The following is a 16,880-nucleotide window of genomic DNA, read 5'->3' as shown; positions in this document are numbered from 1 at the left end:
GGCGATGCTGCGAACCCTGATCGAAAAGGCGCTTTCGCTGCGCCTCGCTGTCCTCGGCCTCGCCGCCCTGCTTGCCGGTATCGGTGGATGGTCTTTCGCCAACCTGCCCATCGATGCCTTCCCGGATATCAGCACGACGCAGGTGAAGATCATCCTCAAGGCACCGGGCATGACGCCCGAAGAGGTGGAAAGCCGTGTCATCACGCCCATCGAAATGGAAATGCTCGGCATTCCGGACCAGAGCGTGCTGCGTTCGGTGGCCAAATACGCGATTGCCGACATCACCATCGATTTCGAGGACGGTACGGACATCTACTGGGCGCGCCAGCAGGTGTCGGAACGGCTGGCCTCGATAATGGCTGACCTGCCGGAAAGCGTGGAAGGCGGCATGGCGCCGATCTCCACCCCGCTTTCCGACATGTATATGTTCACCCTGGAAGGGCCGCAGAGCCTTTCTGAAAAGCGCCGCGTGCTCGACTGGATAATCCGGCCGGCCCTGCGCACCGTGCCGGGGGTCGCCGATGTCAACGCCCTGGGCGGTTATGTGGAAACATTCGAGGTCGCGCCGGATAATGCCGCGCTGGCCGCTGCGGGGCTTTCCACCGCCGATCTGGCCGATGCCATCGCCGCCGATAACCGCAATGACGGGGCAGGCAGGCTGATCACCGGGGAAGAGGCGCTGATCGTCCGTTCGACCGGGGCGATCCGCACGCTGGAAGACCTTGCCAGCACTGTCGTGCAAACGCCGGCAGGTGCGGCGATCCGCCTGGGCGATATCGCACAGGTACGCATGGGCAGCCTGACGCGATATGGCGCCGTTACCCGCAATGGCACCGGGGAGGCGGTGCAGGGGCTGGTGATCGCACTTCGCGGGGCCGATGCGGCCAAGGTCGTTTCTGGCGTGAAGGAACGCCTTGCAGAGATCGAGGATACGCTGCCCGAAGGCATGACGGTGGATGTCTTCTATGATCGGTCCAGGCTGATTGAACGCGCGGTGGGCACGGTGGAGAGCGCCCTGCTGGAAGCGACCGTGCTGGTGGTGATCCTCCTCCTGCTTTTCCTCGGCGATTTTCGTGCATCGGTGATCGTGGCGCTGGCGCTGCCGATGGCGGCATTGCTGACTTTCATCTTCATGCGCGCGATCGGGCTGACGGCCAATCTGATGAGCCTTGGCGGGCTTGCCATTGCGGTTGGCATATTGGTGGATGGTGCGGTCGTCGTCGTAGAAAACGTGGTTGAACGCCTTTCTGACGAGAAGCACGCGCATAGCAGCAAGTTGCACAATGTCTTCATTGCTGCCTGCGAAGTGGCGAAGCCCGTCGCCTCCGGCCTTGCCATCATTGCCATCGTGTTCCTGCCGCTGCTCACGCTGGAAGGGCTGGAGGGCAAGCTGTTCTCGCCCGTTGCGCTGACCATCGTACTGGCGCTCGCTTCGGCACTGCTGATTTCGCTGACGCTGATCCCGGTGCTTGCCTATTTCCTGCTGAAGGTGAAGGCGGGCGATCATGAACCGTGGCTGATGCGCAAGATCACGCCGCGTTATTCCGCCCTGCTCGCCGGTGCTTTCCAGCGCAAGAAACTGGTCCTCGCGCTGGCGGGGGCGGGACTGGTTCTGACTGGGGTGGCCTACACGATCACCGGCAAGACCTTCCTGCCTGTCATGGATGAAGGCTCGGTTGTCATGCAGCTGGCAAAGCTGCCTTCGGTGTCGCTCGAACATTCGCTTGAGCGCGACCTGGCGATTGAACGGGCGATCATGGAGGAAATCCCTGAGGTAGAGGCGATCATCGCCCGTGTCGGATCGGACGAGATCGGGCTTGACCCGATGGGCCTCAATGAAAGTGACGCCTTCCTCCAGTTGAAGCCGCGCGAGGAATGGCGCGTGCCCGACAAGGAATGGCTGGTGGACGAATTGCGGACCGTCCTGAGGCGCTTTCCCGGCATAGAGCCGAGCTTCACCCAGCCGATAGACATGCGCACATCGGAAATGCTCACCGGCGCGCGCGGGGATCTCGCCATCAAGCTGTTCGGCCCGGATCTCGATGAACTCTCGCGGTTGGCGGGGGACATCCAGACCCGTCTCGAAACCCTTGAAGGGACGAGCGAGGCGATGACCGTGGCCAACGATCAGGTCGATTATCTCGAACTCGATATTGATCGCGTTGCCGCCGGAAGGCTGGGAATGCCCGTCACCGCGTTGCAGGACATGATGCGCGCGCAGGTGGAAGGCATGGATGCGGGCGTGGTTGCACAGGGCAACAGGCGCATTCCGATCATGCTGCGCGCAGCCGATATGCGCGATGCCAGTCCGCAGGCCTTTGCGGACCAGCTCTATCGCGCGCCTTCCGGCCAGCTTGTCCGGGCCAGCGACGTGGCCACGGTCGCCCGTGTGGAAGGGCCGGTGAAGCTGGAGCACGAAAATGGCTCGCGCTATGCGCTGGTGCAGGCCTTCGTCACGGGGCGCGATCTGGTGGGCTATGTCGAAGAAGCGCGGGCCGATATCGCCGCCAATGTCGAACTGCCGCCGGGATACCGGCTGGTCTGGGGCGGACAGTTCGAAAACCAGCAGCGTGCCAGTGCACGGCTCATGATCGTGCTGCCGATTTCGGTGCTGATGATATTCGCGATCCTTTATTTCACGCTCAATTCGGTTCGCGCCTCGGTACTGATCCTGCTCAACATCCCCTTCGCCATGGTCGGCGGAATGATCGCACTGGCGGCTTCGGGCGAATATCTTTCGGTGCCCGCTTCTGTCGGCTTCATCGCATTGCTGGGTATTGCCGTGCTCAACGGCCTGGTGATGGTCACCTATTTCCGCCAGCTCCGCGCCGAAGGCATGTCGCTGGCCGACGCGGTGCGGCAGGGGGCGGAGCGAAGGCTGCGGCCTGTGCTGATGACGGCATCCATCGCCGCCTTCGGGCTGGTGCCATTGCTGTTTGCCAGCGGGCCGGGCTCGGAAATCCAGAAACCGCTTGCGATCGTGGTGATCGGGGGGCTCGTTTCGGCGACATTGCTCACGCTGGTGCTGCTGCCCATTCTCTATGAACGCTTCGGTGAAAACCGCGAAGAGCGGGAGGCGGGTGATCTCGCACATCCCGCAGGGGAGGCCTGATCCATGCGCCGCTTCGCTTTTATCCTTCCGCTTGTGGCACTTGCTGCGCCGCTTTCCGCCGAACCGGGCCTGCCCGATCCGGCCTCGGTCGCATCTGCGTTGCAGGACCATCCATCAGTCGCCGCCGCGCGAGAGCGGACTGCGGCCGCGAAGGCCAGCGCCGAAGCCCGCCGCGTCGGCCCGCATGAAGTCACTGCTTCGGGCAGCTACAGCCGCCGGACAATCGACCGCGAAGGCGAATTCGATGAATTCGACGCGCAGCTGACCCGTGCGTTCCGCCTGCCCGGCAAGGCCCGGCTCGACCGGGAAATCGGCGTTTATCAGGTCGACGCTGCGGAAAACATGGCCGAGGACGTTCGCCATCGGACGGCGCTGAGACTGGCCGAATATTGGTGGGACTGGATGGGCGCGGCGGCCGAAGCGCGCGTGAACCAGCGCGCCCTTGCGAATTACGAAACCGCGCTCTCCGCCGTCAACCGCCGGGTCGAACTGGGCGATGCGGCGCAGTTGGAGGCGGATCAGGCGCAGGCCGCGCTGGAATCCGCCCGGATCATGGTGGAGGAAGCCACGGGCCGCACCCGCCTGGCCCGGGCGCGGCTGGAAGCGCAGTTCCCCACCCTTGCCCTGCCCGCAGAAGCGCCCGAAGTGCCGCCACCTTCGATAGCGGAAGGGGCGCTGCTCGACCTGCGCGAAGAAGTGATACGCAACAGCCACGAAGTCGCAGCCGCCGAGGCGGAGGCCCGCCGCGCCGCGGCCTATTCGCAAAGGGTGGAGGCGGATCGCATTGCGGACCCGTCATTCGGCATTCGCATGTTTTCCGAACGTGGCGGGGCCGAACGCGGTGCGGGCGTGGTTTTCTCCATGCCGCTGGGCGGCCGCCATCGTGCGGCACTGGCGGGGGAGGCGGGTTCGCAAGCTGCGGCCGCGCTGGCCGATGAAAGGCTCGCCCGTTTTGAAGTGGCGGAAACCGCCGATGCCGATATTGCCGAGGCGCGCTTCCGCCTTTCGGCATGGCAAAGCGCGCGCGCCAGCCTCGAAGCGCAGATGGCCATGCTGACAAAGCTGCGCCGCGGCCAGCAACTGGGTGAGATCGACCTGGCCGACATGCTGCTGGGGGAACGAATGGTCCACGATGCCTTCCGCACCGAGGCCGAATTGCGCACCGCGGCCCAGCGGGCGATCACCAGGCTGCGGATAGATGCGCATGAATTGTGGCTGACGGAATAGCCGCCCCTCGCGGCTAGGCGGGGGCGGCAGAAGCTCCGCGCCTGCCGGCTTCCACGCGCAATTCCCTGATGCGCCAGCCGATCAGCAGCAGGATAAACAGCGCCGCGGGCCAGAGAATATCGCGCAGGGATATGCTGGGCATTGCGGGCGGTTCCGGCGTTTCGATCCGTGTGGAGCGGTCTTCCTCGCTCATCACCTGCCCCCGCAATTCGGGTTCGTCGGCAGGCGCATTTTCCGCGGGCGCGGCGGCAGACGGGGGCGCCTGTTGCGGGGCAGGGCCATCCTGCCTGGCCGACGAGGAAGAATCCTCCGCCTGCGCTGCCGTCACGTCCGGCACAGTCTGCGGCAATCGTGCGACAAGGTTCCGGTTGGCTTCCCGTTGCGCTTCGGCCCTGGCATCATTGCTGCGGGCAAATGCTTCGAGTTCGGCCGCTGCATCTTCGATAGAGCGGCCCATTGCATTTTCGAATGCCGTGCGGGCCTGCTCTATTTCCGGGAGGGGGACGCCGGTGCGCTGCGCCTCTTCCATCACGAATTCGAGCAATCTGCCATTGCCGCAGGAAACATCGGTGCAATTCACGCCGTGCTTGTTCACATTCGCCAGATATTCGCTGACCAGTCGCGCACGGGTCGCTTCATCGGCATCCCAGTAATCCTTGCGGATCGTTTCGATCATGCGCGCCGTCATGTCCTGGAAGGCATAGGGCGAATGTTCATCGAAATATTCGCCCATGCCCAGATCCTGGGAATCCTCGACATAGGTTTCGTAGGTTTCCTGCCACATGGAATCGTCGACAATCTCGGTCGTGGTGGCTTCCCAGCCCCACAGATATTCGACAAATTCGCGCATGGCGCTGGCACCGGCATAGCCTTCCGCCTGCATCCCCTTGATCCAGGTCGGATTGACATAGCGGGAACGGAATTCCCGTTTCACGAACTTGTCCAACCCGATCATGGCCGGTTTGCCCGGATCGCGTGTGTCGGTGATGACGAGTTCGGGATCTTCGCCGTCAAGGCTGCGGACGGCATTGGACAGGCCGCCCATATACATGAACATGTCATCATTATCGAGCGTGCCGTAAAGCATGGTCGAGTTGGAATGGACGATCTGTTCCGTGCCTGACAGGTTCAGCGCGAAAACATCCGGCATGGGCTGGCCCCAATAACCATTGCCGTAAGCGTGGCCCATCTTGCGAATATATTCATTGGCGAAGCCGGCATCTGAATCCCAGGATCCGCTGCTCGCCACGATGTCCGACGTGTTGAGATTGAATGTGCCGGGCGGCTCGTCGAAAATCCGCACGCCCGCCATGCGCTCCGCATCTTCGGGATCGACGCCATTATCGATCAGCGCCTGCCTGATCTCGAAATAATGCTGGCGCACCTGGTTATCGGGTTCGTCCAGCACGCGCACTTCCTGCACGGCCTTGTCCAGCAACCGCGTCAACCCGCCGAACAGGCCCGAGGCTGTGGATGCGATCACGATATCGACGCGCGGCCGGCCAAGTTCCTCGTGCGGGATTACCTCGACATCCACGACCTGCCCGCGCTCGTTCCAGACGGGCCGCGTGCCGAGCATGTAGAAGATCTGCGATTCCAGCACGCCTTCATGGCGCATGGTTTCATCGCCCCAGATGACGAAGGAAATCTTTTCGGGATAGCGGCCATGTTGCGCCACGTGATCGTCCAGCATCTGCTGGGCCAGCTTGCTGCCCATCTCCCACGCAGCGGGCTTGGGTATCTTGTCCGGATCGATGCCGTAGAAATTCGCGCCCGTGGGGTAGGAGTCCGGATTGCGGATCGGCTCTCCGCCTTTTCCCGCCGGAACGAAACGGCCGCCGAGCGCCAGCATCAGCCCGTCCAGTTCGCGCGGGCCGGATCGGACGATACGCGCCTCCATCTCCTCGCCAAAAACTTCGTTGGCTTCAGGCAGGCCGGAACGGTCGATGCTGAGTATCGCCGCGACCGTGCTGTCGATCGCTTCCTGTTCGGGGACGCTGCCGAAGGAGTGAAGGCCGTAGGGAATGATCTGGCTGCGCAGGTCGATCAGGTAAGTCTCGACGCTATGCAGCTGTTCGTCGGTCCAGTCGGCTTCCGGATCGAGGCCGAGATCCTTGGCAACGCCAAGTTCCACCGCGGCATCGCGTGCCTGCCGGCCATAGATGGCGGCCAGTTCCGGGTTCTTGCTCTCGTTCTGAATATGATCGTTGAGCAGTTCGCTCAGCCGCGCGAGCTGTTCGGTCAGTCCGCCGCGCACGAATGGCGGCACCATGTGATCGACCAGCGTCGCCATGCCGCGCCGCCGCGCGACCAGCCCTTCACCCACCACATCGACATTGTAGATATAGGCATCGGGGAGATCGGCGATCATCGCATCCGGGGCATCGTCTGGCCCCAAGCCTGCATCGCGGCCGTCCAGCCATTCCAGCGTGCCATGCGTGCCGACATGCACCACGGCATGGGCATCGAAAGCGTTGCGCACCCAGCCATAGGCGGCGACATATTGGTGGCTCGGCGCAAGGTTCTGCGCATGATACAACTTTTCGAGATCTTCGCCCCAGGCGCGTGAAGGCTGGGGCATCAGCCGAATATTTCCATATTCCAGCGCCGGGATGATCAGATTGACCTGATCGTCCGTGCGCTGTGTCATCAGCGTGCCTTCGGCCGGGTCGCCCCAGTCGGCCAGCACTTTTTCGCGCAGATCGGGATGGAGATCGTCAAGCCATTGGCGATAATCCTCCACGGCAAGGCGCTGCACGCCGCCCAGTTCGATCAGTTCCGCCAGTTCGCCCGGCGCGTCGCTGCCCACATTGCGGGCGCGGGTGGTGATGTCGGCAAGGATTTCATCGGCGCTGGGTGGTTCGCCGCCAATGTCGAAACCTTCATCATGCAGGCGGCGCAGGATGTTTTCCAGCGTCTCCGCCACGTTGAGATAGCTTGCCGAGATACCCGCGCGGCCCGGCGGATAATTGTAGTACATGATGGCAATGCGCTTTTCCGCATTGGGCGTGCGCGCAAGGTCGGCATAGTTCAGGCCGCGCTTTACCGCCATTTCGACCCGTTCGCCGATGGGGCGCGTGACGACGGAATTGAGCCCCGTAAGCGGATCCCTGACCTTCTCCTTCGTCCCCACAACCGTCGGCGCCACGGTCCCCGCCAGCTCTGGAGAAGCGAGGTTGAAAGTGCCCTCGAACGCGGAAAGGCCCGTGGGGGAACCTAGCCAATCCGCCTCGCTCCGCCCGTAAAGGCTGATGAGGTTGATGACCGGAATGCCCACTTCCTCGAGGATGAGGGCAGCTTGCGCATCGTTGAACTGGAACGACAGGCCGAGTGCGACATCGGCGCGCACGCCGTCCGCCGTGCCGAGAAGTTCGCGGAAAGCCACGGCCGCCGGATAACCGAAGACGGGTATCGCTTCCGCGCCGCGCCGTTCGATTTCGGCGATCACCGCATCGACCACCCCCATGTCGCCCGAATAGTAATTCGCCTTGAAAAAACCGACCGCGACGCGGGGGGCGCCGGGGCGGCGTTTGCCGCGCTGTTCCTGCCATTGGCGGAAGCTGTCCCAATCCGCGAATACGCGCCCGGCTTCCCCGTCCGGATAGTAATAGCCGAAATCGAGCGAGAGTTGCGGTTCGGGCAGATCGAGCCCCGCAACGCCCGCGCGGCCGAGGGCGAGCTTGAGCAATCCGAGCTGGTTCTGCGGCCCGCCATGTTCCCAATAGGCACGCGCCATCGGATCCCATGTCACGCCGAGACCGGAATAATATTCCTCCCCCTGAAGGCCAACGCCGACCCCCAGCACCGTCCCCCGCGATGCGATCTCGCCCATCAGGTCCAGGGAATGCATATCGTTGAAGCGATCGAGCATCTGCTGGTTCATCGTGTCGAAGACCAGCACATCGCTCCGCCGCAATTCTTCCGGCGGAGTCTCGTCAAAACTGGATTCCGTCAGGATTTGCAGATCGACCCGGTCCGCCAGTTCCGGGTGTTCTTCCACCAGTGCCCGAAACGCCGCCAGCGTGCCCGGCATATTGCCGTCGGAGAACAGATAGCCGATCCGGACCCGCTCCGCGTCCGCATCGCCCTGCGCAAGCGCGGGCAGCGGCAGGAGCAGGAAGAGCAGGAGGAGAGATCTAAGGAGCTGCGTCATTTCCATCCGTGCCGGGCATGTCCGCGGGCGAACCATCCCCGCTATCGGGAACGTAGATGATCTGGCCATTCGCGAGCCGATAGGCCGAACCCAGCCGTTCACCGTCGCCAGTGCCTTCTTCCCCGGTCACGCGATAGGCGGTGATTGTCTCCCCTTCCTTGACGATGATCTCCTGCATGCCGTTTTCATCGGTCTTGACCATGGTCACGGAGCCTTCGCCGCTCATCAGGTCACCCATATTATAGACCGAGAACAGCGTGATCATCAGGCCGACGATGAACACGATGGACGCATCGAACAGGTTGGCGACGCCGGCCAGCGGATCTTCCTCGGGCGGTTCGTCCGGCGCGGCGAGCTTGATGAACCGGCCCATCAGCGCTTCTCCATTTCAGCCGCGACGACTTCCGCAAGATAACGCTGTTCGCGGATCGAGGCGCTGACCCAGCTTTGCCGCAGCGCGACAAGGCCATAGGCGACGGTGCCGGTGGCCAGGCCGATGATCGTACTGGTGAAGGCAACCACCATCTGCCCCGCCATGGCGTTGAGATTGCCCGCGGCCATCGCCGCGAGCGAAGTGCCCATGGGGATCAGCGTCCCGATCAGGCCGAGGCTGGGGCCGATCTTCACCAGCGCGCGCGGGCCGTCGAGCCAGTGGCGCAGCTTCTCTTCATATTCCGCTACCACGTTTTCCAGGCCGCCATGGTGCAGCGCCTGGCTGCTATCCAGTTCCTGAATGGAAGCCAGCATCCTGCCCAGTGTTCCGGGAAGCTCCGCCCGGCGTTCGGCGGATGTATCGAGGACCGTGCCATCCTGCAGCCATCGCTTCAGGTCGAAATTCGCGCGTTCCCTCCGGCGGCGCACCGCCTCGACGAGATAGCTTCCCGAATAGAAGATCGTCATCGCCACGCAGATCCACAGGATGATGAAGACCGGCAGGCGCAATACCTGGCCGAGGGCGAACAGGCCTTGTTCGAGTATGTCGCCGAAATTCATTGTTTCGTTCTCAATCCTTTGACCAGGCCGGCGAGCAGGGCCAGCGCGGTTATTCCCACGGCCCATGCCGGCGGCGAGGGGGCGTTGATTTCTATCGCCTCGCGGTTCAGCATCGCGGCCGATTGCCACCCGAACAGCATGTCTGCCAACAGGCCGACCAGCGGCGTGGCGAGCGCCACGACAACCAGCAGAAGTTCCCGCGGGGATCCGTCAGGGTCCGGTTCACGGCTGCGCAAGAGCAGTGCCAGGGCGAGGGCCAGGACGGTTAATGCAGCGGCGATATAGGGCGAAATGCCCGCTGCCGCTGCCAGCGATGCGGCCAGCGCGGCGGTTGCGCCTGCCCGGAACGGTCCGGCTGCCGCGGAACGGCCGGCAATCAACCGCCAGGCTGCCGTAATGCCGACCAGCACCGCGACCCAGTTGGGCTGAGGGGACAGCCAGAGCGCCAGCGGCAATATGATTGCAAATGCCGCCCCGGCGCGGATCAGCCCCGCCATCCCGATCGCGGAATCGCGCCCATGCACCGCAGCACCGAGCATTGCGAGCAACCAGATGATCGAGACGGAAAGGGAGAGCATTATGGGCCAGTCTGAAGGGAGGAAGAGCGATGGCAGGAGCTAGAAGCGCAGCCTGACGCCGCCGTAGAAGAGCTGCGGAAGCGTGCCGTAATCGCTGACCGTTTCGTACCGCTCGTCAAAGGCGTTTTCGACGCGCGCATACACTTCCAGCTTTTCGTTCACAGGATATGAAAGCCGGAAATCGACCAGCGTGTAGCTTTCGACCACTTGCGTATTGCCGGCGTCGTTGAAGCTGTCGCCCACGATCCGCATCGTGGCCCCGGCGGTCAGGCCGAAGGGCAGCGTATAGCTGGCAGTCGCGTTGAAGGTATTTTCAGGACGGCGGGCAAGGCGATTGCCTTTGTTGAAATCACCCGGCGAGCTGTTGACCGCATCCAGCCAGGTGTAATTGGCCGATGCCTGGAAGGCGCCCAGATAAATGCTCGTGCCCAGTTCGACACCTTCGGTGTCGGCCCGGTCGACATTCTCGTAATATCCGAAGCGGCCATCGGAACAGAGCGGGTTGTCGGGAGTGGCCGAACAATAGGCGAAATTGATCAGATCATCCGAATCCCGCTGGAAATACACGGCGGAAAGCGACACGGCGTGAAACAGCCATTGTTCGATCCCGACATCCCAGCTTTCCGCCTGTTCCGGGGCGAGCCCCGGATTCCCGTATTCGCTGTAGAGCTGGTAAAGGCTTGGTGCCTTGAAACCTTCGCCCCAGCTTGCGCGGACCACGGTGACACCGTCATTCGGTGTGTAGGCCAGCGATGCGCTGCCCACCGTGCTGCCGCCGAACGCGCTGTGATCTTCCTGGCGAAGGCCGCCGGTCAGGGTCAGCCCGTCCACCGGTTCGAACTGAAGCTGGCCGTAAATGCCCAGCGTATCGTCCCTCGCGGTGAGGGGGACCGGGCTGGGAGTGGCGAGCGATGGAGATGCCGTGCGCATCTCGTTTTCGGCATAATCGACACCGAATACTGCCATCCAGCTGTCAGACACGTCGATCGTGCCCTGATATTCCAGGCGGTCGGTCGAACCTGTCGCGTCGAAAGTCACAGGCTGGGCGGCGCGCGCATCGGAACCATCGAAATTCGTCCGCGAAATGTCGGTGCGTGTATAGGCCACGCGATTTTCGAGCATTTCGAAGACCTGGAAGTTCAATCCGGCATAGCCGGTCCAGGTTTCCGTCTCGCCGCGATTCAGACCATCGGCGTTGAAGCTGTCGAATTCCGCTTCGCCATCGCTGTAATAGCTCCGCAAATCCACGCTGACATTGTCGCTGAACTCATAGGACAGGCGGCCATTGACCGAGACATTCTCGTAGCCGTCGCGCTCTGTGCCCGGCGAATAGGCTGAAACGCCGTCGGTCGTGGTATAGCCGGCGCCGACGCGCCAGGTCAGGCCGCCATTCTTGCCGCCGGCACCGCCGCGCAGCAGGTAGGAGCCTTGTTCGCCCGCTTCGGCCTGCACACTGCCTTCGAACGGCTCGTCCGGCGTCTTTGAAATGATGTTGATGACGCCGCCAATTGCCTGGCTGCCGTAAAGCGTGGATTGCGCGCCGCGCAGAACCTCGATCCGGCCAATATCGCCGGTCATCACGTCGGTCAGCGATGCACCGCCATCGGTGGTCGAAGGGTCGTGGATGCGTACGCCGTCATACAGGATCACGGTCTGTCCGGTTTCGGCGCCCCGGATATAAACCGATGTAGTCGCGCCCCGGCCGCCATTGCGGCTGAACTGAACGCCCGGCGTTTGTGCCAGAATTTCGGTAACGCCGATCTGCTGGCTCTGTTCGATCGCGCTTTCGGTAAGGACCGTAACGCTCTGGCCTACCTGGTCGAGGCGAACCGGCGTGCGATTGGCTGTGACAACGATGAATTCATCGTGTGCGACCTCATCAGCTTTGGATGTTTCGCCAGACTGGGCATGGGCCAGCCCCGGCATCAGCATTGAAAACGCGCAGAGCGGCGCGATGAGGATTGCCTTGTGCAATGTCACTTCCCGAATTTCCTCGCCCCCTTGCCGAGCCTGAAGCCGTCAAACATTGGGCGATGGCTTGCTCGGTCCATTGCAGGCACACCTGCGCGTCGCGCCTCGGGAATGTCAGTAATTTACGGCAACAACCGCGTAACAGGCCACGTTACAAGGGGTGTTTCCGGGCGATTGCGTTACTCGCCACCTGTTTCCGCCAGCTGCCCACCGCCCAGCGCGATATAGAGCGTGACGGAATTCTGCCGATAGGCCCGCTCCGTCGCCAGCAGGGTCTGGCGGGCGCTGAACAGGTTCCGTTCGGCGTCCAGCACTTCCAGGTAATCGGCCACCCCTTCGCGATAGCGGGCACGGGCAATGCGGGCGATTTCTTCCTGGGCGGTCACGGCATGGGTCAGGGTTTCGACCTGATCGATCAGCCAGCGCCGCCCGGCCAGCGCGTCCGACACTTCGCGGAAGGCGGTCTGCACGGCGAGATCGTAATTGGCGACTTCTTCCACTTCCATCGCCTTCGCCAGATCCAGTTGTCCTTCGCGGGCGCCCCAGTCGAATATCGGCAGGCTGATCGACGGGCCGAAGGACCAGCTCAGGCTGTTGCCGTCGAACAGATTGTCCAGCGCGTTGGAGGAATAGCCGGCGCTGCCGGTGAGCGAGATATTGGGGAAGAAGGCGGCGCGGGCGGCGCCGATATTGGCGCGGGCGGCGCGCAGTCTTTCTTCCGCAGCGATAATATCCGGCCGAGCCAGCAGCAGGTCGGACGGCAGACCTGCGTCGAGACGGATCTGGTTTTCCTGCGCCAGGAGCGGCAGGCCCGGCGGCAAGTCCGCCGGTGTCGTTCCGCCGACCAGCACGGCCAGCTGGTTGCGCAGCCGCGCGTGATCCAGTTCTTGCGAGGCGAGTTCCTGCTGCGCCTGACGCAACAGGGTTTCCGCCTGGCGATAGGGCAGGGCGGAGGTAACGCCATTGTCCAGCCGCAGGCCGGCAATGCGCAGCCCTTCTTCGCGACTTTCCGCCGTGGCCCTGGCCAGTTCGATCTGTTCCTGCGTTTCGACCATTTCGAAATAGGTGGTCGATACATCCCCGATCAGGGAAAGGTAGAAGCTGCGCTGCGCGGCGATCGTGGCCAGATACTGGGCCCGTGACGCTTCGCTGAGATTCCTGACCCGGCCCCAGAAATCCAGTTCGAAGCCGGTGATGCCGACGCCGATATCGAACCGATTGAAAGTGATCGACCCGGCCCCCTGGCCACCGCCCTGGCCGCCAAACGCCCCGACATTGAGTGGCTGCCGCGTGCGGCTGGCGCTGGCATCGGCTACCACTTCAGGCCGGCGGCGGCTGTCATCGATACGATATTGCGCACGCGCCTGTTCGATCCGCGCCGTTGCCGCCACCAGATCGCGATTATTCGCCAGCGCGGTTCCGATCAGCGTCTTGAGCCGCGGGTCGACGAAAAAGTCCCGCCAGGCGAGTTCGCTGGCAATGGCGGAACCGTCCGGCCGGAAATTGCCATCATAGGCCGCTTCGCTGGCAAGGGCCGGGCGTGCATGGTCGGGCGCCCTGTTGACGCATCCGCCCAGGGCGATTGCGGCGGCGAGGGCCGGGAAGGAAAGCATTGGGCGGATCATCGCGTCGGCTCCCCTGCTTGCGTGGATGTTTCCGCTTCGTCCCTGTCCATATGCCCTGCGGCGGCTGGACTCGTGCGGCTGAGATAGCGGCGCACCAGCAAGTAAAGCACGGGGATCACGAAGATGCCCACGGCGGTCGCGGCGATCATGCCGCCCATCACGCCCGTGCCCACGGCGATGCGGCTGGCAGCGCCCGCGCCGCTTGCCAGCACCAGCGGCACCATGCCCATGGTGAAGGCGAGCGAGGTCATGATGATCGGACGCAGGCGCAGGCGGGCTGCGGCCTTTACGGCGTCCAGTATGGATTCGCCGCGTTCCTCCTCCTCGATCGCGAATTCCACGATCAGGATGGCGTTCTTGGCCGCCAGCCCGATGATCGTGATCAGGCCGACATTGAAATATACGTCCGCCGACAGGTCCCTGAGGAATGAGAATATGACCGATCCCATCACGCCCGCAGGCACGATCAGCAATACCGCCAACGGGACGGCCCAGCTTTCATACAGAGCGGCCAGAAGCAGGAACACCACCACCAGCGACAGGCCGAGCAGAAGGCCGACCTGTCCGGCGGACTGCTTTTCTTCAAAGGCGAGGCCGGTCCATTCATAGCCGATGCCCTGCGGCAATTGTTCGGCCAGCGCTTCCATTTCGGCAATCGCATCGCCGGAAGACCTGCCGGGCGCGGCTTCGCCGGAAAGCGTGACCGCGGGATAGCCGTTATAGCGGGCAAGATTGGGGGCACCCGCCGTCCATTCGGCAGTCGCGAAGCTGGAGAAAGGCACCAGATCGCCGCTTTCATTGGGAACGCGCAGGGACAGCACGTCCTCCGGGGTCATGCGGAAGTCTGCATCTGCCTGCACCAGCACGCGCAGAATGCGGCCCTGGCGGGTGAAGTCGTTGACATAGGCGGAGCCGAAATTGATCGACAGGGCGGCGTTCACGTCTGAAATCGGCAATCCCAGCGCCCGTGCCTGCACCCGGTCGATCTCCACCCGCAATTGCGGGGTGGGCGGCTGTTCTTCCGGCCGGATATTGGCGATGACATCGCTTTGCGCGACGAGGCCCAGCAGCTGATCGCGCGCCTGGAGCAGGGCTTCGCGGCCGAGACCCTGCCGGTCCTCCAGTTTCAAGGAAAAGCCGCTGGCATTGCCGAGGGCTGAGATCGGCGGGCGCTGAATGGCGAAGGCGATCGCCTCGTCAATCTGCTGGAATGCACCCATGGCGCGGGCCGAGAGGGCAGAGGCGGAATTTTCCGGATCGGGCCGTTCGGACCACGGTTTCAGCGGGACGAAGATGATCGCATTGTTTTGACCGCGGCCATAGAAGCTGAAGCCCTTGATGGCGACGACATGGGCGACTTCTTCCTGCGCGCCGAGGAATTCGTGAATGTCTTCCAGTGCGGCCTCGGTCCGTTCGGCGGTCGAACCCGGCGGGGCCTGGACCATGACCAGAAGTTCGCCCTGATCCTCTGTCGGCAGGAAACCGCCGGGCAGGCGAAAGAACAGGAACAATGTCAGGACGCAGAGCAGTGCGAACACGGCCAGCACACGGAATGGCCGCGCCAGGGCCTTGTCTGTCGTGCGCCCGTAACGGCGGGTCGTGCGGTCGAACCAGCGGTTGAAGATGCCGAAAAAGCTCGCGATCAGGGCGCGCGCCTTGTTCAGCAGGCCTTCCCGTTCCCGCCAATGTGTGTTGGCATCGGCTTCCCGTTCTTCCCGGCTCTGGTGCTTGAGGAAGGTGGCGCACAGGGCCGGGGTCAAGGTCAGCGCCAGCAGGGCGGAGAAGAAGATCGAAATTGCGAGCGTGACGGAAAACTGGCGATAAATGCCGCCCGTGGAGCCCGGGAAAAACGCCATCGGGATGAATACGGCCACCAGCACCAGCGTAATGCCGATGATTGCGCCGGTGATCTGGTCCATCGCCTTGCGCGTCGCTTCGAGCGGGGAGAGGCCTTCCTCGCTCATGATCCGTTCCACGTTTTCGATCACCACGATGGCGTCGTCCACCAGGATACCGATGGCCAGCACCATGCCGAACAGGCTGAGCACGTTGATCGAAAAGCCGAAGACCCACAGGCCAAGGCAAGCCCCCGCCAGCGCGATGGGCACCACCAGCGCCGGGATCACCGTGGCGCGCCAGTTCTGCAGGAAGATGAACATGACGAGGAAGACGAGCACCATCGCCTCGACCAGTGTCTTTATGACTTCCTCGACCGACAATTCGATGAACGGCGTGGTGTCGTAGGGTATCTGCCATTCCACATCGGCAGGCAGGCCAGGGCCGATTTCCTGCATCCGTTCGCGCACGCCCTCGGCGGCGGCAAGGGCGTTGGCGCCGGTGGCCAGCTGCACGCCCATGCCCGCCATGGGCGTGTTGTTCAAAGTGGCCCCGAACGTGTAGTTTTCAGCGCCCAGTTCCACGCGCGCCACGTCCGACAGGCGCACTGTTGCACCCCCGGTTTCGGCCCGCAGAATGATCTCCTCGAACTCCCGCACGGTGGAGAACCGATCCTGCGTGATGATCGTGGCGTTGATCTGCTGATCGTCGATATAGGGCTGCGCGCCCAGCGAACCGCCGGCGGTCTGGCTGTTCTGTTCACGCACGGAGGCCAGCACCTGGCTGGGCGAGATGTTGAAGGATGCCAGCCGTTCCGGATCCAGCCAGATGCGCATCGCATAGGGCGAACCGAATAGCTGGACATCGCCCACGCCGGGCACGCGGCGCAATTCGTCCACCACTTGCAGCGAAGCGATATTGCCCAGATCGACGGTGGACAGGCTGCCGCTTTTCGATGTGAGGGCGACCAGCATCAGGAAACTGGAATTGGCCTGGCGGACCGTGATGCCCTGCTGGCGCACTTCTTCCGGCAGCCGCGCCTCGACCGTGCCCAGGCGGTTCTGCACCTCGGTCTGGGCGATGTCGATATCGGTGCCGGATTCGAAGGTGACGGTAATCTCGCCCAGCCCGTTCGACTGGCTGGAGGACGCCATATAGAGCAGGCCGTCAACGCCATTGAGCTGTTGCTCGATAATCTGGGTGACGTTCTGTTCGACCGTGGCCGCATCGGCGCCGGGATAGGTGGTGGATAGCGTGAGCGATGGCGGCGCGATGTCGGGATATTGTTCGATCGGAAGCGAACGGAGCGACATGAAGCCGGCCAGCAAGAGGCCAAGCGCGATGACCCATGCGAAAATGGGCCGGTCGATGAAGAAGCGGGGCAC

Annotated in this window: 9 protein-coding genes; 2 read left to right on the top strand and 7 right to left on the bottom strand. The window is 63.2% G+C overall.

What is annotated here, in order from left to right; all coding sequences use genetic code 11:
- Nucleotides 1-4: 4 nt before the first annotated feature.
- Together WYH_RS09050 and WYH_RS09045 are read left to right on the top strand one after the other, a co-directional pair.
- Entirely contained in the window at nt 5-3,112 is a 3,108-nt protein-coding gene (locus WYH_RS09050) for an efflux RND transporter permease subunit (RefSeq protein ID WP_046903566.1), read from the top strand.
- A gap of 3 nt (nt 3,113-3,115) precedes the next feature.
- Nucleotides 3,116-4,339 (top strand): TolC family protein, encoded by a 1,224-nt coding sequence (locus WYH_RS09045; RefSeq protein WP_046903565.1) that lies wholly within the window; start codon nt 3,116-3,118, stop codon nt 4,337-4,339.
- Between the two features lie 13 nt (nt 4,340-4,352).
- Here WYH_RS09045 and WYH_RS09040 read toward each other — a convergent pair whose 3' ends face one another.
- From WYH_RS09040 to WYH_RS09010, 7 genes are all read right to left on the bottom strand, one after another.
- Complete coding sequence (locus WYH_RS09040; RefSeq protein WP_169780749.1) at nt 4,353-8,492, bottom strand: cobaltochelatase subunit CobN; 4,140 nt, start codon at nt 8,490-8,492, stop codon at nt 4,353-4,355.
- A complete protein-coding gene (locus WYH_RS09035) occupies nt 8,476-8,865 on the bottom strand; it encodes a DUF2149 domain-containing protein (protein WP_046903564.1) in 390 nt (129 codons plus the stop codon). The genes WYH_RS09040 and WYH_RS09035 overlap by 17 nt, the downstream gene beginning before the upstream one ends.
- Nucleotides 8,865-9,485: a MotA/TolQ/ExbB proton channel family protein gene (locus WYH_RS09030; protein WP_053833501.1), complete on the bottom strand. Its 621-nt coding sequence runs from the start codon at nt 9,483-9,485 to the stop codon at nt 8,865-8,867. The genes WYH_RS09035 and WYH_RS09030 overlap by 1 nt, the downstream gene beginning before the upstream one ends.
- On the bottom strand, nt 9,482-10,063 hold the full coding sequence (locus WYH_RS09025) for a hypothetical protein (protein ID WP_053833500.1): 582 nt from the start codon (nt 10,061-10,063) through the stop codon (nt 9,482-9,484). The genes WYH_RS09030 and WYH_RS09025 overlap by 4 nt, the downstream gene beginning before the upstream one ends.
- A 39-nt stretch (nt 10,064-10,102) precedes the next feature.
- Nucleotides 10,103-12,043 carry a TonB-dependent receptor plug domain-containing protein gene (locus WYH_RS09020; RefSeq protein ID WP_053833499.1) on the bottom strand — a complete coding sequence of 647 codons (1,941 nt, stop codon included), beginning with the start codon at nt 12,041-12,043 and terminating at the stop codon, nt 10,103-10,105.
- Nucleotides 12,044-12,213: 170 nt separating this feature from the next.
- Nucleotides 12,214-13,659: an efflux transporter outer membrane subunit gene (locus tag WYH_RS09015; protein ID WP_082347923.1), complete on the bottom strand. Its 1,446-nt coding sequence runs from the start codon at nt 13,657-13,659 to the stop codon at nt 12,214-12,216.
- The gene (locus tag WYH_RS09010) at nt 13,656-16,880 is read right to left on the bottom strand and encodes a multidrug efflux RND transporter permease subunit (RefSeq protein ID WP_046903561.1); all 3,225 of its coding nucleotides are present in this window, start codon (nt 16,878-16,880) and stop codon (nt 13,656-13,658) included. Before WYH_RS09010 ends, WYH_RS09015 begins: the two co-directional genes overlap by 4 nt.

Origin of the sequence: Croceibacterium atlanticum, assembly GCF_001008165.2 — a bacterium.
Taxonomy (GTDB): domain Bacteria; phylum Pseudomonadota; class Alphaproteobacteria; order Sphingomonadales; family Sphingomonadaceae; genus Croceibacterium_C; species Croceibacterium_C atlanticum.
This window is presented reverse-complemented; position numbering and strand designations above follow the sequence as displayed.